Source organism: Streptomyces sp. NPDC002324, from assembly GCF_053593335.1.
The window spans coordinates 167,189-185,875 of the sequence record NZ_JBSFCF010000013.1 but is presented as its reverse complement, the minus strand read 5'-3'; the positions used below and the strand labels follow the sequence as shown (position 1 = coordinate 185,875).

Annotated in this window: 19 protein-coding genes and 3 pseudogenes; 16 read left to right on the top strand and 6 right to left on the bottom strand. The window is 66.9% G+C overall.

Annotated features, from left to right (window positions below; all coding sequences use genetic code 11):
• Nucleotides 1-189: 189 nt before the first annotated feature.
• A complete protein-coding gene (locus tag ACWCRJ_RS19680) occupies nt 190-504 on the bottom strand; it encodes a hypothetical protein (RefSeq protein WP_450940442.1) in 315 nt (104 codons plus the stop codon).
• Between the two features lie 263 nt (nt 505-767).
• Between ACWCRJ_RS19680 and rpsF the strand changes: the two genes are divergently transcribed.
• The 4 genes from rpsF (at nt 768) to rplI (ending at nt 2,517) form a co-directional block, all read left to right on the top strand.
• On the top strand, nt 768-1,058 hold the full coding sequence (gene rpsF / locus ACWCRJ_RS19675) for a 30S ribosomal protein S6 (RefSeq protein ID WP_005482942.1): 291 nt from the start codon (nt 768-770) through the stop codon (nt 1,056-1,058).
• Between the two features lie 75 nt (nt 1,059-1,133).
• On the top strand, nt 1,134-1,733 hold the full coding sequence (locus ACWCRJ_RS19670) for a single-stranded DNA-binding protein (protein ID WP_450940441.1): 600 nt from the start codon (nt 1,134-1,136) through the stop codon (nt 1,731-1,733).
• A gap of 82 nt (nt 1,734-1,815) precedes the next feature.
• Entirely contained in the window at nt 1,816-2,052 is a 237-nt protein-coding gene (gene rpsR, locus ACWCRJ_RS19665) for a 30S ribosomal protein S18 (RefSeq protein WP_003949403.1), read from the top strand.
• Nucleotides 2,053-2,070: 18 nt separating this feature from the next.
• Nucleotides 2,071-2,517: a 50S ribosomal protein L9 gene (gene rplI, locus ACWCRJ_RS19660; RefSeq protein WP_351409170.1), complete on the top strand. Its 447-nt coding sequence runs from the start codon at nt 2,071-2,073 to the stop codon at nt 2,515-2,517.
• Between the two features lie 187 nt (nt 2,518-2,704).
• Here rplI and ACWCRJ_RS19655 read toward each other — a convergent pair whose 3' ends face one another.
• A complete protein-coding gene (locus ACWCRJ_RS19655) occupies nt 2,705-4,051 on the bottom strand; it encodes an MATE family efflux transporter (protein ID WP_450940440.1) in 1,347 nt (448 codons plus the stop codon).
• A gap of 449 nt (nt 4,052-4,500) precedes the next feature.
• Here ACWCRJ_RS19655 and dnaB point away from each other — a divergent pair, with 449 nt between their 5' ends.
• The 10 genes and pseudogenes from dnaB to ACWCRJ_RS19605 all read left to right on the top strand — a co-directional run.
• Nucleotides 4,501-5,979 carry a replicative DNA helicase gene (dnaB, locus tag ACWCRJ_RS19650; protein ID WP_046913170.1) on the top strand — a complete coding sequence of 493 codons (1,479 nt, stop codon included), beginning with the start codon at nt 4,501-4,503 and terminating at the stop codon, nt 5,977-5,979.
• 515 nt (nt 5,980-6,494) lie between these two features.
• Nucleotides 6,495-6,722: a hypothetical protein gene (locus ACWCRJ_RS19645; protein ID WP_450940439.1), complete on the top strand. Its 228-nt coding sequence runs from the start codon at nt 6,495-6,497 to the stop codon at nt 6,720-6,722.
• A 204-nt stretch (nt 6,723-6,926) separates the two neighbouring features.
• Complete coding sequence (locus tag ACWCRJ_RS19640; protein WP_450940438.1) at nt 6,927-7,856, top strand: AAA family ATPase; 930 nt, start codon at nt 6,927-6,929, stop codon at nt 7,854-7,856.
• Nucleotides 7,853-8,245: pseudogene (locus tag ACWCRJ_RS19635) on the top strand (TniQ family protein); the annotation flags it as partial. The gene ACWCRJ_RS19640 and the pseudogene ACWCRJ_RS19635, both read left to right, overlap by 4 nt.
• Nucleotides 8,246-8,505: 260 nt before the next feature.
• On the top strand, nt 8,506-9,288 hold the full coding sequence (locus ACWCRJ_RS19630; RefSeq protein ID WP_450940457.1) for a hypothetical protein: 783 nt from the start codon (nt 8,506-8,508) through the stop codon (nt 9,286-9,288).
• A 19-nt stretch (nt 9,289-9,307) separates the two neighbouring features.
• The gene (locus ACWCRJ_RS19625) at nt 9,308-9,655 is read left to right on the top strand and encodes a hypothetical protein (RefSeq protein WP_450940437.1); all 348 of its coding nucleotides are present in this window, start codon (nt 9,308-9,310) and stop codon (nt 9,653-9,655) included.
• 101 nt (nt 9,656-9,756) lie between these two features.
• Nucleotides 9,757-10,551 carry a helix-turn-helix domain-containing protein gene (locus ACWCRJ_RS19620; protein WP_450940436.1) on the top strand — a complete coding sequence of 265 codons (795 nt, stop codon included), beginning with the start codon at nt 9,757-9,759 and terminating at the stop codon, nt 10,549-10,551.
• Nucleotides 10,552-10,566: 15 nt separating this feature from the next.
• Complete coding sequence (locus ACWCRJ_RS19615; protein ID WP_450940456.1) at nt 10,567-10,869, top strand: hypothetical protein; 303 nt, start codon at nt 10,567-10,569, stop codon at nt 10,867-10,869.
• Nucleotides 10,870-10,900: 31 nt separating this feature from the next.
• Nucleotides 10,901-11,296 (top strand): hypothetical protein, encoded by a 396-nt coding sequence (locus ACWCRJ_RS19610; protein ID WP_450940435.1) that lies wholly within the window; start codon nt 10,901-10,903, stop codon nt 11,294-11,296.
• Nucleotides 11,297-11,563: 267 nt separating this feature from the next.
• Nucleotides 11,564-11,959, top strand: a pseudogene (locus ACWCRJ_RS19605) (hypothetical protein); the annotation flags it as partial.
• A 59-nt stretch (nt 11,960-12,018) separates the two neighbouring features.
• On the opposite strand, the pseudogene ACWCRJ_RS19600 reads toward ACWCRJ_RS19605, so the two are convergent.
• Nucleotides 12,019-13,257 (bottom strand): annotated as a pseudogene (locus ACWCRJ_RS19600) (IS256 family transposase).
• A gap of 580 nt (nt 13,258-13,837) precedes the next feature.
• On the opposite strand from ACWCRJ_RS19600, the gene ACWCRJ_RS19595 reads away from it, so the two are divergent.
• Nucleotides 13,838-15,223, top strand: coding sequence for a serine hydrolase domain-containing protein (locus ACWCRJ_RS19595; protein WP_450940434.1), 1,386 nt, complete (start codon nt 13,838-13,840; stop codon nt 15,221-15,223).
• Between the two features lie 97 nt (nt 15,224-15,320).
• Here the strand turns inward: ACWCRJ_RS19595 and ACWCRJ_RS19590 are convergent, their stop codons facing one another.
• Together ACWCRJ_RS19590 and ACWCRJ_RS19585 are read right to left on the bottom strand one after the other, a co-directional pair.
• Nucleotides 15,321-15,773, bottom strand: a complete 453-nt coding sequence (locus ACWCRJ_RS19590; protein WP_450940433.1) for an N-acetyltransferase family protein — start codon at nt 15,771-15,773, stop codon at nt 15,321-15,323.
• A gap of 9 nt (nt 15,774-15,782) precedes the next feature.
• Nucleotides 15,783-16,241 carry a MarR family winged helix-turn-helix transcriptional regulator gene (locus tag ACWCRJ_RS19585; RefSeq protein WP_450940432.1) on the bottom strand — a complete coding sequence of 153 codons (459 nt, stop codon included), beginning with the start codon at nt 16,239-16,241 and terminating at the stop codon, nt 15,783-15,785.
• A gap of 142 nt (nt 16,242-16,383) precedes the next feature.
• Between ACWCRJ_RS19585 and ACWCRJ_RS19580 the strand changes: the two genes are divergently transcribed.
• Nucleotides 16,384-17,592 carry an MFS transporter gene (locus ACWCRJ_RS19580; RefSeq protein ID WP_450940431.1) on the top strand — a complete coding sequence of 403 codons (1,209 nt, stop codon included), beginning with the start codon at nt 16,384-16,386 and terminating at the stop codon, nt 17,590-17,592.
• Nucleotides 17,593-17,621: 29 nt separating this feature from the next.
• On the opposite strand, the gene ACWCRJ_RS19575 is transcribed toward ACWCRJ_RS19580, so the two are convergent.
• Nucleotides 17,622-18,488 carry a GNAT family N-acetyltransferase gene (locus tag ACWCRJ_RS19575; protein WP_450940430.1) on the bottom strand — a complete coding sequence of 289 codons (867 nt, stop codon included), beginning with the start codon at nt 18,486-18,488 and terminating at the stop codon, nt 17,622-17,624.
• Between the last annotated feature and the right edge of the window lie 199 nt (nt 18,489-18,687).

Genomic DNA, 18,687 nt, shown 5'->3' with positions numbered 1-18,687 from the left:
TACAGGGGCTCCGGCTCTCGCGCCGAAGCCTACTGCGCCCTGCGGGCGCCTCGAATGGCCGTATGGAACCTGGGGCCCGGCCGGTACGCGGCCAGGACGTCAGGCGGTGTTATTGGGCCGCTTGGTCCGATGTGAGGTGGTGGACAGCCTGGAGTGTGGTCCGCCGCCGGTGCGGCCGAGGGTGCGAAGTCAGCCGATGACCCCGCCGAAGAGACCTCCATGGGCCATGCCGAGGAAGAAACCGACTGCCGAGGCACCGAGACCCACGATCAGGCCGAAGCGCTCACGGGTCGTCTCCGAGATGAACTGCCCGTACGCGCCGGTCAGAACCCCCACCAGCCCCGTCCAGGAACTGAGCAGGTGCAGATGGTGGAACATCGCCGTGATGAAAGAGACCGCCCCGAGTACGAGCGTCACGGCCAGCAGGGTGTCCTGCACGGGGTGGGGCTTGTCGTCGGTGGCGAACAGGGAGCCGGCGATGTTGGGTCGCAATGTCTGTGCCATAGGGCACCTCCTGCGGAAGGCGGCGCATCGTAGCGCCATACACACCCGATGTGTACAGATTGACGGTCCCAGGCCCCCAATTTCAACCGGAAGCGGGGGTGCAGGTAGTCTGTACCGTCTGCACCGGTGTCTGCCCAGGCCATGACAGGGCCCCCTCGCGGGGAACCCGATTGTCAGTGGTGGCCGATACCGTTGCGTACGCATCACAACCCTCCTGCCACGGAACGACCGTGGCCGCTGAGTCCGAAGGAGGTGGGTTCCACATGCGTCACTACGAGGTGATGGTCATCCTCGACCCCGATCTGGAGGAGCGCGCTGTCGCCCCCCTGATCGAGAACTTCCTTTCTGTCGTCCGTGAGGGCAACGGAAAGGTCGAGAAGGTCGACACCTGGGGCCGTCGTCGTCTCTCGTACGAGATCAAGAAGAAGCCTGAGGGCATCTACTCGGTCATCGACCTGCAGGCCGAGCCTGCGGTCGTCAAGGAGCTCGACCGCCAGATGAACCTGAACGAGTCGGTCCTCCGGACCAAGGTCCTCCGCCCCGAGACCCACTGAGCTTCCGCTCAGCTGATCCCGGGATTCGAGTAGCAGCACAAGCAGCCAGCAGCAAACCCGCCGAGAGGTACCCCCATGGCAGGCGAGACCGTCATCACGGTCGTCGGCAATCTTGTCGACGACCCCGAGCTGCGCTTCACCCCTTCCGGTGCGGCGGTCGCGAAGTTCCGTGTCGCGTCCACCCCCCGCACCTTCGACCGTCAGACCAACGAGTGGAAGGACGGCGAGAGCCTGTTCCTGACCTGCTCGGTCTGGCGTCAGGCGGCGGAGAACGTCGCCGAGTCGCTCCAGCGAGGCATGCGCGTCATCGTGCAGGGCCGGCTGAAGCAGCGGTCCTACGAGGACCGTGAGGGCGTCAAGCGCACGGTCTACGAGCTGGACGTCGAGGAAGTCGGCGCCAGCCTGCGCAGTGCCACAGCCAAGGTCACCAAGACCGCCGGCGGTGGCCGCGGTGGCCAGGGTGGTTACGGCGGTGGCGGTAACGGCGGCGGCCAGGGTGGCGGCGGCTGGGGCGGAAGCTCCGGCGGCGGCCAGCAGGGCGGCGGCGCTCCCGCCGACGACCCGTGGGCCAGCGGCGCACCCGCCGGTGGCAACCAGGGCGGCGGCGGTGGTGGCGGCGGCTGGGGCGGAAGCTCCGGCGGCGGTGGCGGCTACTCGGACGAGCCCCCCTTCTAAGCCTTTCCGGGCCGGATCACCGGTTCGAAGGGACGAGGGTGGGCCGTAACCCCAAACTTCTTGATCACACAGGAGAAACACCATGGCGAAGCCGCCTGTGCGCAAGCCTAAGAAGAAGGTCTGCGCATTCTGCAAGGACAAGGTCACGTACGTGGACTACAAGGACACGAACATGCTGCGGAAGTTCATTTCCGACCGCGGCAAGATCCGTGCCCGCCGCGTGACCGGCAACTGCACGCAGCACCAGCGTGACGTCGCCACGGCCGTCAAGAACAGCCGTGAGATGGCGCTGCTGCCCTACACGTCCACCGCGCGCTAAGGAAAGGGTGACCGACCAATGAAGATCATCCTTACCCACGAGGTCTCCGGCCTCGGCGCTGCCGGCGACGTCGTCGACGTCAAGGACGGCTACGCTCGCAACTACCTGATCCCGCGGAAGTTCGCGATCCGCTGGACCAAGGGTGGCGAGAAGGACGTCGAGCAGATCCGTCGTGCTCGCAAGATCCACGAGATCCAGACCATCGAGCAGGCCAACCAGATCAAGGGCCAGCTCGAGGCCGTCAAGGTTCGTCTGGCTGTTCGCTCCGGCGACGCTGGTCGGCTCTTCGGTTCCGTCACTCCGGCCGACATCGCTTCCGCGATCAAGGCTTCCGGTGGCCCCGAGGTCGACAAGCGCCGTATCGAGCTGACCTCTCCGATCAAGACGCTGGGCGCCCACGAGACGTCCGTGCGTCTGCACCCCGAGGTTGCCGCCAAGGTCAACATCGAGGTCATCGCGGCCTAAGGGTCGCTCACGCTCAAGCGGTGTATGGGGCCGCACCCTGTGAGGGGTGCGGCCCCACATGCTTGTCCGCATGCCGCGCTGACCGAGGTCAATCGGCTGATGATGCCGACGGAGCCACTGTTTCACGTGAAGCAGGGGGAACCGGGCGATGTTTCACGTGAAACGACATCGAGTTCAGGTCCCGCTCTCAGCGGGTTGCTCCGGTCACGATCCAGAGTCCGGAACGGGATCGCAGCCAGAGGGTCAGCATGCGCGTCACCATCATCAATGTCATGGCGCCCCAGAGCGCGGTCAGGCCACCCCCAAGGGCGGGGACGAGCAAGGCGGCCGGGACGAACACAGCCAAGGTCAGCACCATGGCCCGGGCGAGGTAGGGGCCGTCTCCCGCGCCCATGAGCACGCCGTCCAGTACGAAGACGATCCCGGAGATCGGCTGGGCGAGCGCCACCACGAGCAGAGCGGGGAGTGCGGCTTCCTGCACTGTCGGGTCGTCGGTGAAGAGCGGGATGAACAGGGGACGAGCGAGGATCACCAGCAGTCCGAGGACCGTGCCGGTGGCGATCCCCCACTGCACCATCCGGCGGCAGGCTTCGCGGGCTCCCCGAGCGTCGCCCGCACCGAGATAGCGACCGATGATGGCCTGTCCGGCGATGGCGATCGCGTCCAGGGCGAAGGCGAGCAGGCTCCAGAGCGCGAGGATGATCTGGTGCGCGGCGATGTCCTCGTCCCCGAGCCGGGCAGCGACCGCGGTCGCGATCATGAGGACAGCACGTAGGGAGAGCGTGCGGACGAGCAAGGGCACCCCCGCCTGGGCGGAGGTGCGTATCCCGACGGCGTCGGGCCGCAAAGAGGCGCCATGTCTACGGGCACCGCGGATCACCACCCAGAGATAGGCGACTGCCATGCCGAGTTGGGCCATGACCGTTCCCCAGGCCGATCCTGCGATGCCCAGACCGGCGCCGTAGACAAGGCCTGCGTTCAGGGCGCCGTTGGCGACGAAGCCCGCCACGGCGACGTACAGAGGTGTCTTTGTGTCTTGGAGGCCGCGCAGTACACCGGTGGCGGCGAGCACGACGAGCATGGCCGGGATGCCCAGTGCCGAGATCCGGAGATAGGTCGTGGCATAGGGGGCCGCGGTGTCCGAGGAACCGAAGAGGGCGACGAGCGTGGGCGCGGTGGGCAGGACGACGGCGACGACTGCAGCGCCCAGAAGCAGAGCGAGCCAGATGCCGTCGATGCCCTGTCTGATGGCGGCCCGCAGATCCCCGGCTCCGACGCGTCGGGCGACAGCGGCTGTGGTGCCGTAGGCCAGAAAGACGAAGACGCTCACGGCGGTGACGAGAAGGGCCGAAGCGACACCGAGGCCGGCCAGTTGTGCGGTGCCGAGATGGCCGACGACGGCGGTGTCGACCATCAGGAAGAGAGGCTCGGCGACGAGCGCGCCGAAGGCCGGAACGGCCAGCGTGATGATCTCACGATCGTGCCGGCGCCGGGTGGCCTTGGGGGGCGCGGAAGCCTGTGTCATGACCATCAATCTAATCTTCCACAGGTAAGAGATGCAATGCGCCTATGACTATTACACAGCGCCTGGTCGAGTGCGCTCTCGCGCAGAGATCGCGATGATCTTGATCAGGTCGGAAAAGTTTTTCTTCTGCACAGCCGGTGGACGGTAAAAGTGCAGCTCAGGGCGCTTTCGGTGAGACGGGGGAGGTCTTGTTCACAGGCCTGTCCACCGAGTCGTGCACAGGTTTTGCGGGGTTCTCCACAGCATCTGGGCCGTCGTCCACATGGCCTGTGGATAACCAGATTGGCTGACGGTGCCGACGGGCCTACGGTGGTGCGGCGCCCGCTCCTCGGCAGATCACGAAAACCTCGCAAAACCGACGCGCCAGAAGCGGAGTTGGGCCGTCTCATTTGTCAGTGTCGTGCCGTAGAAAGAGAAGCACGGCGAGGTCCGCTCGGCGGACGGGAGGAGGCCGCTCGGTGAGCATTTCCGAGCCCTTGGACGACCCGTGGGCCGACAGCGGGCCCGGTGATCGTCTGCCTGCTTCCCGACGGCGACAGGACGACGGCGGCCGAGGCCGGGAGGAGCGGCACGACCGCGGCAGGGACAATGGGGAATGGGACGGCGGGGGTTCGGCCTTCGAGCGCGTTCCACCGCAGGACCTCGACGCCGAGCAGTCCGTCCTCGGTGGCATGCTGCTGTCCAAGGACGCCATTGCCGACGTGGTCGAGATCCTCAAGGGTCCCGATTTCTACAAACCGGCGCACGAGACCATCTACCAGGCGATCCTCGACATCTACGCCAAGGGCGAGCCGGCCGACCCCATCACCATCGCCGCCGAGCTCACCAAGCGCGGCGAGATCACCAAGGTCGGCGGCGCCTCCTATCTGCACACCCTTGTCCAGACGGTGCCGACGGCGGCCAACGCCGAGTACTACGCGGAGATCGTCCACGAGCGCGCCGTCCTGCGCCGCCTGGTCGAGGCCGGCACCCGCATCACGCAGATGGGATACGCGGCCGACGACGACGTCGACGAGATCGTCAACAGGGCGCAGGCCGAGATCTTCGCGGTCACCGAGCAGCGCACCACCGAGGACTATCTGCCGCTCGGCGACATCATGGAGGGCGCGCTCGACGAGATCGAGGCGATCGGTTCGCGGTCGGGCGAGATGACCGGTGTGCCGACCGGTTTCACCGATCTCGACCAGCTCACCAACGGTCTCCATCCGGGCCAGATGATCATCATTGCGGCCCGTCCCGCCATGGGTAAGTCGACACTGGCTCTGGACTTCGCGCGCGCCTGTTCGATCAAGCACAACATGCCGAGCGTGATCTTCTCGCTCGAAATGGGGCGCAACGAGATCGCGATGCGTCTGCTGTCGGCCGAAGCGCGCGTGGCCCTGCACCACATGCGATCCGGCACGATGACGGACGAGGACTGGACGCGCCTGGCCCGCCGGATGCCGGACGTCTCGGCCGCTCCGCTCTACATCGACGACTCCCCGAACCTGTCGATGATGGAGATCCGTGCCAAGTGCCGGCGCCTGAAGCAGCGCAACGACCTGAAGCTGGTCATCATCGACTATCTGCAGCTCATGCAGTCCGGCGGCAAACGGTCCGAGAGCCGCCAGCAGGAGGTCTCGGACATGTCGCGAAACCTGAAGCTGCTGGCCAAGGAGCTGGAGCTGCCGGTGATCGCGCTGTCGCAGCTCAACCGTGGTCCTGAGCAGCGTACGGACAAGAAGCCCATGGTGTCCGACCTGCGTGAGTCGGGATCGATCGAGCAGGACGCGGACATGGTGATCCTGCTGCACCGTGAGGACGCGTACGAGAAGGAGTCACCGCGCGCGGGCGAGGCCGACATCATCGTGGGCAAGCACCGTAACGGACCGACAGCCACGATCACGGTCGCCTTCCAGGGGCACTACTCGCGGTTCGTGGACATGGCACAGACCTGACCCGGGGGTGTAGGCCCTCATTTTCCGTGTCGGAATCTCATAGCTGATGTCGGATGGATGTCGGATACGGCATCACAGTGAGACTGGCTAGAGCCCGTACCTTTGTTTCGCTCAAACGTGTGAGTGCCTCCGGCTTTTCTGAAGGAAGCGCGGCTGTCTGCTCCAAGCCGTCATCCACTGCTTGATCGCATCGAGCTGGCTGCAGTGGCGGGGGTGGCTGGTGTCAGTTGAGTCGGCCGTGGTGAATTTCCGTACGCGGGACCAGGTGGTCGCAGACCAACCGTGGGAGAGCACCAGTAGTGCCACGTTGGCGGAGGTGACCCGTGGAGAACCTTCCGTTGGTACAAGGGCCAGAAGCACGACTCGGGTACGTACTGGTCCTCGACCATGCGCGACCATGTGATCTACGAGTCGCGTCATGAACTGGCCCGGCCTTCCCCGACGACCGGCTCGCCGTCGCTGACCTGCTGGAGCGGTGGAACCTCGGTCTGGGCACCACGATCGCCGAACGGCGCATGGCCTTGCGGCTCTCACGCGAGCAGGCGGCCATCGAGCTTCCGAAGGAGGAGGCGGAGACGGTCGTATCCCTTCCGTCCGTACGCAAGGCCCTCGGCCAGGACGAGACGCCGGCGGAACCGCGGGAGCCCGGCGCGGTGACGGAGACGGGGGACGACGACGAGGCCGATTTGGAGGACCTCGCCGATGACAACGACTTCTACGCTGATGCGCTGGCGGATGTGTGAGAGAGGACAGCGTTCCGGGGGCCGGAGAATCTTGCCCGGTCGCGGAAGGAGGACTTCAAGGCGTTCGCCGAGAGTCCTCGCCGCATTCAGCCCGATCTGCTGACCCGCAGGCAGCTGAAGTCCCTGGCGATGCAGGCGCGAGCGGACTACGACCGGCGTCGCCGGAAGTGGCACGCGAACATCGGCCCGATCAAGACACCGCAATTGGCAGATCTCCACGAGGACTTGTGGGACATCGTCGACAGCAACGAGCACGACGGCGACAAGGCCAAGGGGGCGGTGGCTGTCGATGCGTTCCCGGGGCTGGGCAAGACGACCTCGGTGCTGGCCTTCGCCCGTGACTTCCACCAGCGGGAGATCGAGGAGTCGGGCCCGTTCACGAGCCAGGGGCACGAGCGGATCCTCGTCTGCCGGGTCGGGCTGACCGGGAACACCGGGATGAAGGACCTCACGGACTTCCGCCGCGAACGGGCCATGCTGGAGTTCTTCGGCCATCCCGGACAGGAGGGGACCACCGCCCAGTTCGGACGACGGGTGCTGGACTGCGTGTTGTCCTGTGATGTCCGACTGGTTGTTCTGGACGATCTGCACTTCTTGAAATGGGTACAGAACAGCGGCATCGAGGTGAGTAACCACCTGAAGTGGATCGCCAACGAGTTCCCGGTGACGCTGCTGATGGTGGGGGTCGAACTGGCGGAGAAGGGCCTGTTCGGCGAGGGAACGAACGGGCGCGACACCGCTCTGGCCCAGACCGGCCGTCGGATCACCCGCCTGGGACTGCGTCCGTTCACCATCGAAGCGGAGGCCGGGCGCCGGGAATGGCGGCGCATGCTGCTGGCCCTCGAACAGCCTCTTGTGCTCACCGAGAAGCACCCCGGCATGCTCGCGAACGACCTGTCCGACTACCTCTTCGCCCGCAGTACCGGACACATCGGATCGCTGATGACGCTGATCAACCGCGGTTGCCAGCGGGCGGTCCGCACCGGCGTCGAACGTCTCGATCAGGAGCTGATGGACCGGGTGAAGAACGACGAGGCATCCGAGGCGGCCCGCCTTGAGCTCCAGGCGGCCCTGGAACGGCGCCGATTGACCAGCCGCCCCCGCTCTCGCTCGCGGTCGGGGACCGCCGCGTGAATACGCGCGTCCGCACCCTGCCGATCCGGGTTCCCCCGTTACCGGGAGAGGCCCTCGACTCCTGGACCGAAGCCTTGGCCCGACGGTTGGACAGCCCACTCGGCGAGGTACTGCACCATCTCGGACTTCCGCCGCGAACGGGCCATGGGGATCACCTCCGGGGCATCCCGCGCGACTGGACGATCCTTCTGAACGGGGCCCACACCACGAACATCGCGCATGCGAGCGGACTGGACGAGCGCACCGTCACAGACATGACGCTGATGTACTACGACGGGCGGGCCGTTCGCATCAATACCGAGCGCCCGAACGTCAACCGACGGGTGCTCTGGGGCCGGGGCAGCGGGTCGCGCTTTTGCCCGGACTGTCTCATCGAGAGCGGCGGCCGCTGGCTTCTGTCCTGGCGGCTGGTCTGTTCCTTCGCCTGCCTTCATCACGGGCGGCTGCTGGCGGACTGCTGTCCTGCCTGCAACCAGATCCCCCGAGAACGGCCCGCATCCACGCCAGCGATCCCCCGGCCGCATACCTGCGGCTCTCCATATCCGGGTCCGGGCGGAGGCTTCTCCAAGGGCTGCGGATTCGATCTGACACAAATCTGTACGCTCAGGCTCCCCGCCTCGCACCCGGCGTTGCTGGCACAGGCCGTCTATTGGACGTCATCGACGCGGACACCGCTGCTTTCGGCGCTTACCAGTACAGTCCTCAATCCGCACGACAAGCCCTCACGGATATCCAGGCGATCGCGAGGCGCGTCCTGCAAGACCTGCCCGCCTCCGACCTTCGGGACCTGATCCCTCGCGATATCGCCGATGGGCACCTCATCACCGCCCCCGGCTGCCCGCTCGCCTCACGCGCCGCCGAGCGGCCCGGCTTCATGGCCCCTCCGCGAGCTGTCAGCACGGCCGCCTCGGTCGCCATCGCCCTGCACGTTCTCGATCAGCCCGACATTCATCGGGCCGGCCCGGTGCTGAGGGACCTGATCGAGGCGATGCGCGAGGAACTCTGGCAAGTCAGCATCACCAGCATCGACGGCTGGGGGCGCGACCTGAGCACGGTCCTGCACGCGGTGCACATCGCGGCTCTTGCACCCAGCATGCGGCCCAATGAACAACTCCGGCATCGCACCCCCACCGCCATGCCCCGCCGCACCGAGAAGACCAGCCGGGATATCGACCGAAGAGCCCGGAAGATCCCCAGCATGTTCTGGCCTGTCTGGACTACGCGGCTCACTCCGCCAGAGGGGGTCTGTCCCCGCGCTATCGCCCCGGTCCTGGCCGCTTCCCTACTGATCGTCGGTAGCAAAACGACTCGAGGACGTTGCCGCACGCCTCGGCTCGGCCACCACCGGGATCAACATCTCCCGCATTCTGCAGTGGCTTCAGGATCCGCCCCAGTGGACCGACACGGCTGTTGCCCTGGTCCGGCTCGCTGATCATCTCGATGCCACCGAAGTGCCTATCGGCTATCAGCGGCGCCGCCGCCTGGACTACACCCGTCTGCTTCCCCGCAGCCGCTGGTCACTGATCTGTCGCAACACCGGCACATCGGTCGGCAGAGGACCCCGCGAGCAGATCGTCCGAAGCCTGCTCTTCCAACGCGTCAGCGGCCTCCCCGCCGAAGTCTTCCCCCGCCACCAGAACGTCACCGAAGCGGAGTTCAGACAACAGAGCGCCTTCTTCGCGGCCCTCCAAACCCCCGAACTCGCCGATGCGCTGGATGAAGAAGCAAGGCACTTCCTCGACGAGAACCGCATCCACAACGAGCCGGTCATCTGGCAGCCGCCCCCCCCACGCTGCTGAGCGGTCTCGACCTGCCCGGATCCGACCCGGATCACATTGACGTCCCCCGCCTCCACCAACTCGTCCGCCAGCACAAGCGCCCCGTCCAACATGCGGCCCGCGTGCTCGACACCAGCATCGCTGCCATCCGTTATGTCCTGGATGAACACCCTGCCCCCGCAGCAGAGTTGACCGAGCGCTCAGCGCGATCCACCGTCCAGATCCGCCAGCGGGCCCGCCGCGAAGTCCCGAAGGAAGTCCTGACACGCCTCTATCTCGACGACCGCCACTCACTTCAGGCGATCGCCGACATGACCGGTTTCTCCCGCGGACTGCTGACCGATCTTGCCCGCGAATACGACATCCCGATCGTCGGCTTCCAAGGCCGCCAGCCCCGCGTGACCATCGAACGGGCCTGGCTCTTCGAGCAGTACGTCGTCCGCCGGCGGCCCCTGCCCGACCTGGCCCGCGAGCAAGGCATGAGCCGCTCGAACATGGCCCGCTGGGCCCGCGTCCATAACATCCCCCTCCGTCGCAGCGGAGGAGCAAGTCACCATGCCGCCCTCCGAACAACCGAACTCGCCGTCCAACTGCCCGCCATCCTGCGAAACGGCCTCACCAGTCCCTTCGCATGGCAGAGAATGCGGCACTTCGCGGCCGCATCGTCCTTCCCGTCGATGCATGAGGCAGCGCGAGCCCTCAGCATCAATCGGTCAACGCTGGTGAACCAGATCAACCAGCTTGAGGGAGACCTCGGGCAGCCCTTGCTGGAACGAGCTACGCGAGGCAGAGCCATGAAGCTGACCAGTTTTGGCAAACGCGTGGTCACCGCGATCAACAAGATCCCTTCCGAGGAAAGAGTTCACCGCGCGCTCACTGCCCAAGACAGTCATGGCAGCCAACGCCGTCATCATTGACCGGTGACCACATGGATGCGCTGCTACTGGGACGAGGAAGACACCTGGTTCTACTTCGAGGTCGACGCCGAAGGCTGGGTGATCCGGCAGGTCGAACTGGAAGGCCCCGAACTGACCCCGATCGCAGCTGCCTCCCTCGCAGAATGGGAGCAGGCCCAGGAAGCGGGCCGCCTCGATGAGTACGACAGCAGGTTCGGGATCACTGCTGAGCTGCCCGTCTCGGAATGGGAAGGCCACGACCCCGAACAACTCACCTCCGAGGAGTTCGAGGAAGTCTGGGCTTCTGCCCGCCGACAGATCACATCCCGGCCAAGCTGACCTCTCGGCACCACGTTGGGATCATCTCGACATGACCCCGCCCCTTCCCCGCACCGTCCGAGCCGTCGACACCGCTCAGCTCTTGGACCTGGCCCAAGAGGCCACCATGCACGGCTTCAGCCAGCGGCTCCCGGTCGACTGGCTTCGACAGCACCTCGCCGCCGATGCGACGCACTACCTGTTCCCGACACTCGTGCAGCGGCTCACGCACCGGCCCGAGACGCCACTGCAGTGGAGGTGCCAGCAGCTGCTGACCGTCAGCACCGGCGAACAGATCTGGGGTCTCCTCGACGTCCTTCCCGACACCTTCGACAAGATCCCGGAAACCTTGGACACGGCGTCCAAGAAGGACATCGTCAGCCGCATCGGGCAAGCAGTGACCGTGCGCGCATGGATGGAACGGATGGCTGCCGATTCAGGTTCGTGACACCCCCGGCCAGCGCTGTCGGCGTGCTCCTGAGAGTGCACCACGGAACACAGAGCGCTAGGTGAGATGGGGCCGGCTGACAGGCTGCACTCGTGGCCCTCAACGATGCCTGGACGCCGGTTGGGCCGAAACCACCCCCGAGCAGACCAGGGAGGCTGCCGTTTTCCGGTGCTGGCGGCCTCGGGACCGGCCCCATCTCGCCGCACTCTAAGCGCAGGGTCCGACAATTCGGACCGGGCAGCACGTCATGTGGTCGACAATGAGCGCATGGACGTCCCTGAGTTGCTCGAAGCAGCTTCTCTGCTGGTTCCGGAAGAGGCTGCCACCGAGAACGACATCACGGTGCGAGACATCTGGGACTACCTCGTCCACGACGAGTGGGAGATCGCCCTGGGCCTGCTGGAGGAGCTCGGGGACGCTCGCTCGCTCCCTCTGGCCTTCTGGGAGCAGCTCGCCGAAGCGGCTGAGCAGCTCCGAATGGAGCGGAGCGCGACGTGGTGCCATTGGCGATGCTCCGAACTCCGCAACGGAGTGATCCGGGCGGATCTGACGCTCCGCCCTGCCGCCGAAGCGCGACGCACGACGTCAATCTCCGGCGCCGGTTTTCTGCGGCCCATGTGGGACATCGGACACCTCTCACCCATCGGCGGATGCGCGGTCAGCTTCGGGTCACGTCCGCTGGAGTGGTGTATTGACGGCCACTCGGTGATCTCGTTTTGAGGCTATGCGGTGAGTTCGGTGGGCAGGGCGGTCTCGTCGGTTTCTGACTCGATCGGGTGGAGGCGGGCCTTGGCCAGCAGGTCGAGTCCCATGTAGCGGCGGGCTTCGGTCCATTCGTCGTTCTGTTCGGCCAGCACCGCACCGACGAGCCGGATCAGGGCGGTGCGGTCGGGGAAGATCCCGACGACGTCGGTGCGGCGGCGGATCTCCTTGTTCAGCCGTTCCTGCGGGTTGTTCGACCAGATCTGCCTCCAGATCTCGCGCGGGAACGCGATGAACGCCAGCAGCTCGTGCTGGGCGGCGTCCAAGTGGGCCGCGGCCTTGGGGAACTTGGCTTCCAACGCGTCCAGGACGTGCCGCATCTGGGCCTTCACGGCGTCGGCGTCGGGCTATTCGAAAACGGTCCGCAGTAGCGTGGCCACCCACGGCTGAGCCGATTTCGGGACCTGGCAGAGCAAATTTCGGGCGTAGTGGGTTCGACAGCGCTGCCAGGAAGCCCCTGGCAGAACGGCACCAATCGCGCTCACCAGGCCGGTGTGCGCGTCGGAGACGACCAGCTGAACCCCGCTCAGGCCGCGGGCGGTCAGCGAGCGCAGGAAGGCGAGCCAGCCGGCGCCGTCCTCGGCGGTGGCGACGTCGATGCCGAGGATCTCGCGGTGGCCGTCGGCGTTGACGCCGACGGCGATCAGGGCGTGGACGTTGATGATGCGGCCGCCCTCGCGGACCTTCTGGGTCAGCGCGTCCACCCAGACGAACGCATAAGGCCCGGCGTCGAGCGGCCGGTTGCGGAAGGCGGCGACCTGCTCGTCGAGGTGTTTCGCCATCGCGCTGACCTGGGACTTCGACAGCTGGGTGACACCGAGGGACTCGGCGAGCTTCTCGACCCGGCGCGTGGAGACACCGAGCAGGTAGGCGGTTGCGACCACCGAGATCAGGGCCTGCTCAGCCCGCCGACGGCGTTCGAGGAGCCAGTGCGGGAAGTAACTGCCCTGCCGCAGCTTGGGAACGGCGAGTTCGACGGTCCCGGCGCGGGTGTCCCACTCGCGTGGGCGGTAGCCGTTGCGGTGGTTGACGCGTTCGTCGCTGACCTGCCCGTACTCGGCGTTGCAGAGGGCGTCGGCCTCCGCGGACATGAGTGCGTCGGCGAACGTCTTGACCATCGCGCGCAGCAGGTCGGGACTCGCCGCGGCGAGGTTGTCCTCGGCGAGGGCGTGCAGGGGCAGACTGTCTGGTGCGGTCATCGTGCTGATCTCCTTCGAGGCTTCGACACTTCGAAGATCAGCCGGTGGCCGTTCATCTATGCGGGCACCATCCCGATGCCGGAGCAAACCCCCGGATCAGGTCGAACCCGTACACCACTTCCCTGGACGCAACCCAGCATTCGCTAGGCTCTGGGTTGAGAACATGCCCATGCTGGAGCCCGGCGGGCGAGCCACGGTTCGCCTTGTGCCCCTCACTCCCTCCCACTGGACGCACGTCCAGCCTGGCCAGCAGATCACCATGCACGAGGACCGAGCCGTGGCCGGCACAGCAGTCATCTTGGAGGTTTGGGGCCCTGCCACCACCATGCCCGCGCGATGACATGAGCCGCTGGTGCTCGTATCTCCGTACGTGGTCGTGCACCCAGACCGGGTATGCGGACAGGCGGTGCAGCCTGCTGGACAGTCTGAGGAAATGACACCGATCTGAGACAGCCGTCGGTCGACACCGCGTGAGACTGAAGAGGGACGTCCAGGTCACAGCGTCGGCACATGACACCGAAAGCGAGAACCTACAGGAAATGCGCTCGACGGGCGGTGTCCGGCCCGATGGACTGGGCGTATGACAACACCTCAGGAAGAGCTGCTTCCCGCCACACGTCGGGCTCTGCTGCACCGCATCGCCGTCGCTCAGGCCGAGGGACGCGCTCCGTCACTGGTCGCGGTGCTGGTGAGGGGCGGGGAGACCGTGTGGAACGGGGCGCGGACCTCGGTGGAGGGGCACGCGCCGGACGAGAACGTGCAGTACCGGATCGGCTCGATCACCAAAACCTTCACCGCTGTCCTGGTGCTGCGGCTACGCGACGAGGGTGTCCTGGACCTCGGCGATCCGCTGGAGAAGCACCTGCCGGGTACCGGCGCGGGGGAGGCGACCATCGCCGAACTGCTCGCGCACACGGGCGGACTGGCGGCCGAGTCGCCGTCGCCCTGGTGGGAGCGCACCCCGGGATCCCTGCGTCCGGAACTCGCCGATGTGCTCGGTGAGCAGCCCCACCGTCATCCCGTCGGCCGCCGTTTCCATTACTCCAACCCCGGCTTCACCCTCCTCGGTGCGCTCGTCGAAAAGCTGCGGGGCGCTGCTTGGGAGGACGTCCTGCGCCGCGAGGTGCTCGAACCGCTCGGCCTGCGCCGCACGACGTGGCACCCGGTGGCACCGCACGCCGGCGGCTGGGCCGTGCATCCCTGGGCGGACGTGATGCTGCCGGAGAAGGTCGAGGACCTGGGCAGGATGGGGCCTGCCGGGCAGCTCTGGTCGACCGCAGCCGATCTGGCGCGCTTCGCGGTCTTCCTGACCAGGGGGGACGACCGGGTGTTGGGTGCGGAATCCGTCCGGGAGATGCGGATGCCCGCCGCACCGGGGGAGGCCGCCGACGTGTCGGCCGGTTCGGCGTACGGGCTCGGCATGCAGCTTCAGCACCGGGACGGCCGGTTCCTGATCGGTCACAGCGGTTCGGTACCCGGCTTCCTCGCCCAGCTCACCATCAGCGTCGAGGACGACGTGGCGGCCGTCGTGCTGGTTAACTGCACCTCGGGGCCAGTGGTGTCGGAGGTGGCCGCCGACCTGGTCCGCATCGTGGCGGAGGCCGAGCCGCGGATCCCCGACCCGTGGCGGCCGCTGCCCGAGGTGGACTCTTCGGTTCTGGAGCTGGCCGGGCCTTGGTACTGGGGGACGTACTGCTTCGCTTTGCGTCTAGTCGCCGACGGCGGGCTCTCACTGGACCCGCTCTCTGCCACTCTGCGCGGTGCTCGCTTCCGGGGCAACGACGACGGCAGTTGGACCGGGCTCAACGGCTACTTCGCCGGAGAGGTCCTGCGGGCCGTACGAAGGCCCGACGGGGTCGTGAGCCACCTGGACCTCGGATCGTTCGTGTTCACGCGTCAGCCGTACGAGGAGGGGGCTCCCGTGCCTGGCGGAGTGGATCCCGAGGGGTGGCGAGGCGTCTCGTAGACACGACTTTGGGTGCAGTGGGGCCCGCTTGCGATGTTTCACGTGAAACGGGACCCCACGGTCGCCCCAAGAACCGGAACAGGAACAGAGGCGGGATTCAGAGCGGCATCTTGAAGCCCACGTGGGTGGCCTCGAAACCGAGCCGTTCGTAGAAGCGGTGGGCGTCGGCGCGCGTGAGGTCGGACGTCAGCTGCACCAACTGGCAGCCCTGGCGCCGCGACGAGTCGACCGCCCACTCGATGAGTCTCGTACCGAGGCCGCTGCCGCGCTCGTCGGCGTGGACCCGCACGCCTTCGATGATCGAGCGGGTGGAGCCGCGCCGGGACAGGCCGGGGATGATCGTCAGCTGGAGTGTCCCGACCACGCGGTGCTCGCGGACGGCGACCACCACATGCTGAAGGGGGTCGCCGTTGAGGCGCTTCAGCGCGGCGACGTACGGGGCGAGGTCGTCGGGTGATTCGCGCCGGGCGCCCAAAGGATCGTCGGCCAGCATCGCGACGATCTCCGGGATGTCGTCCTCGGTCGCCGGGCGGATGTCGAGATCTCCCATGCGCACACCCTAGACGGACCCGTTCCGTGACTCCACGACGCGGACCAAAGGGGCCAGTTCAGGGTTTTCGGCCGCCTCGTCCAGGGCCTCGCGCAGGGCGGCGTCATTGGTGGGACGTGCCTCGGCGAGGAGCCGCAGGCCGGCATCGGAGACGTCCGTGTAGATGCCCCGGCGGTCGGTCGGACACAGATAGCGCGCGAGCAGACCACGGTCCTCGAGCCGGGTGACCAGCCGGGTCGTGGCGCTCTGGCTGAGGACGACCGCGTCGGCGACCTGCTTCATCTGCAGGTGCCCACCCTCGCCGTCGTGCTGGCGGCTCAACACGTCGAGCAGGGAGTACTCCCGCACGCTCAGGCCGTGCCCGGACTGCAGTGCGCGCTCGATGCGGGCCTCGATCCGCCCGTGCAACAGGGAGAGAGCGCACCAGCCCTGAGCGAGGGCGGTGAGTGCGGGATCCGTCGCCGTCATCGGTGTTTCCTCCGTCCCGAAGCTGCTCGCCCCCAGGGTAGGCCACTCACGCAATTGCCCACACACGCCGATAGAAGGCGTCTGCAAGTATTGTGTACGCTCGATAAGCGCACGTGCAATCTTCTGAAAGGTGTATGTCCTCATGCCCCTCGCGCTTCTGGCACTGGCGATCGGCGCCTTCGGCATCGGTACGACGGAGTTTGTGATCATGGGAGTGCTGCCCGAGGTCGCGGGCGACTTCGGGGTTTCCATCCCCACTGCCGGGCTTCTCGTGACCGGCTACGCGCTCGGCGTCGTGTTCGGAGCGCCGGTCATGACGGCTCTGGGGACGAGGGTGTCCCGCAAGCGGATGCTCATGCTGCTGATGGGGCTGTTCATCGCGGGCAACCTGCTCTCCACGCTCGCGCCCGCCTTCTCCGTGATGCTGCTCGGCCGCGTGATCGCCTCACTGGCGCACGGCGCCTTCTTCGGCATCGGCTCGGTGGTCGCGGCCGAACTCGTCGCCCCGGACCGGAAGGCCGGTGCCCTCGCGATGATGTTCAGCGGGTTGACCGTCGCGAACGTGGTCGGAGTGCCGCTGGGCACCCTGATCGGGCAGTCCGTCGGTTGGCGGGTCACTTTCGCCGGGGTCGCCGCGCTGGGAGTCGTCGGTCTGCTGGGCGTCGCCCGGCTGGTTCCCGATCTTCCCGGGCCGCAGGACGTCCGCCTCCGCGACGAACTGGCCGCCTTCAGGAACGTCCAGGTACTGCTGGCCATGGCGATGACGGTGCTGGGCTTCGGCGGCGTCTTCGCGGCCATCACCTACATCGCCCCGATGATGACGCACGTCGCCGGCTTCGCCGACTCCTCCGTCACCTGGCTTCTTGTCCTCTTCGGTCTGGGCATGGTCGGCGGCAACCTCGTGGGCGGCAAGTACGCCGACCGCGCGCTGATGCCCATGCTGTACGTCTCACTGGGCGCTCTCGCGGTCGTTCTCGCACTGTTCTCCGTCACCGCCCACGACAAGATCGCCGCTGCGGTGACCATCACGCTGGTCGGTGCTCTGGGTTTCGCGACCGTGCCGCCGCTGCAGAAGCGGGTTCTCGACCAGGCGCACGGCGCCCCCACGCTGGCCTCGGCCGTGAACATCGGTGCCTTCAACCTCGGCAACGCGCTCTCCGCCTGGCTCGGCGGCCTCGTCATCGACGCCGGTCTCGGCTACACGGCGCCCAGCTGGGTCGGTGCCGTCCTCGCCGGGAGTGCTCTTGTGCTCGCGTTCATCGCATCGAAGCTGGAACGCGGGGGTGAGGCCGCCGACACTGCCGTCGAGGGCACCGGAACGGCCGCACGGCGGACATCCGTGCACCACTGACCTCTGACGAGCCAGCTGGATCAGGTGCCTCAGCCCGCCGCCACGGTCAGCGGGGCGTACCGCCGGGTCCAGTCACCCGGCAGCTCGGTGAGCCCGTACGTCATCACCGAGTTGAAGGCGATCGATGCCAGGCCTCGGTCCTTCGCCCACGCCAGCAGTTCGTCGTGACGTACGTCGATGTCGGTGCGCAAAGGTCGGTCGGTGTGGGCGGCCAGGGACGTGATGAGCGCCTTCGCCGTCCGAGTGTCACGGGCGATCAACGGGCCGACGACATGGTCGTCCATGTTGGGCCAGGCAGCCGCGTATCCGATGATCCTGTCGTTCTCCACGGCCACGCGCATCTGATCGGCGAAAGCGGGGAGCCGGGTCAGGATGTGGGTGCGGTCTGTGCCGAAGACCTCTCCGTCGAGCCTGAGGATCGTGGTCAGGTCCTCGGCCGTGGCCGGGCGCGTACGGACCGAGATGTCGGGTGCCCCAGGTGTGAAGTGTCCGCGGATCATCTCGGCCTGCCCGGTGACCTTGAAGCCCAGCTCTTCGTAGAGCGGACGTCCGTACGGGGTCGCGTGCAGGGTCAGCGGAGTCGTGCCCATCTCTGTGACCACATGACGCATCAGACGGCGGCCGATGCCCTGGCGGGCATACCGTTCGGCGACCAGCACCATGCCGATCGCACCCAGTTCAGGGCTGCCTACAGGGCCGTACTCGGTCACCACACAGGCGGTGACAAGCCCCCCTTCGGGGGCGTCGACGCCGTAGCCGGTGCCGGCCGCAAGGAGCAGCCCCCACTTGTGCTCCTCCCGGGGCCAACCCCGGTCCTCGGACAGGTCGGAGCAGGCGGTGCGGTCGCGAGGCGTCAGGCGGCGGATGGGCAGAGCGGCGGGGGAAAGTGTCGGCACGCGGGCCAGGCTGTCCGACATGAGCCCTTGGCGTCCACCGGTTTGCGGTCAGACACGCACCTGTTTGGCCATTTCGCGCCCAACCGCACAGTGGGCGGACCGATGTTTCACGTGAAACATCGGTCTCCAGGCCGGGAAGCCTGCCCGCCGTGGCTGCGAAACATTTGGGACATGTGAACCGGGACTGAGGCCGGACACT

Bases quoted from the DNA above. Each gene is read 5' to 3' on its own strand.
- ACWCRJ_RS19680 (WP_450940442.1), bottom strand. From the start codon at position 504: ATGGCACAGACATTGCGACCCAACATCGCCGGCTCCCTGTTCGCCACC.
- rpsF (WP_005482942.1), top strand. From the start codon at position 768: ATGCGTCACTACGAGGTGATGGTCATCCTCGACCCCGATCTGGAGGAG.
- ACWCRJ_RS19670 (WP_450940441.1), top strand. From the start codon at position 1,134: ATGGCAGGCGAGACCGTCATCACGGTCGTCGGCAATCTTGTCGACGAC.
- rpsR (WP_003949403.1), top strand. From the start codon at position 1,816: ATGGCGAAGCCGCCTGTGCGCAAGCCTAAGAAGAAGGTCTGCGCATTC.
- rplI (WP_351409170.1), top strand. From the start codon at position 2,071: ATGAAGATCATCCTTACCCACGAGGTCTCCGGCCTCGGCGCTGCCGGC.
- ACWCRJ_RS19645 (WP_450940439.1), top strand. From the start codon at position 6,495: ATGGCCTTGCGGCTCTCACGCGAGCAGGCGGCCATCGAGCTTCCGAAG.
- ACWCRJ_RS19615 (WP_450940456.1), top strand. From the start codon at position 10,567: ATGCGCTGCTACTGGGACGAGGAAGACACCTGGTTCTACTTCGAGGTC.
- ACWCRJ_RS19610 (WP_450940435.1), top strand. From the start codon at position 10,901: ATGACCCCGCCCCTTCCCCGCACCGTCCGAGCCGTCGACACCGCTCAG.
- ACWCRJ_RS19595 (WP_450940434.1), top strand. From the start codon at position 13,838: ATGACAACACCTCAGGAAGAGCTGCTTCCCGCCACACGTCGGGCTCTG.
- ACWCRJ_RS19590 (WP_450940433.1), bottom strand. From the start codon at position 15,773: ATGGGAGATCTCGACATCCGCCCGGCGACCGAGGACGACATCCCGGAG.
- ACWCRJ_RS19585 (WP_450940432.1), bottom strand. From the start codon at position 16,241: ATGACGGCGACGGATCCCGCACTCACCGCCCTCGCTCAGGGCTGGTGC.
- ACWCRJ_RS19580 (WP_450940431.1), top strand. From the start codon at position 16,384: ATGCCCCTCGCGCTTCTGGCACTGGCGATCGGCGCCTTCGGCATCGGT.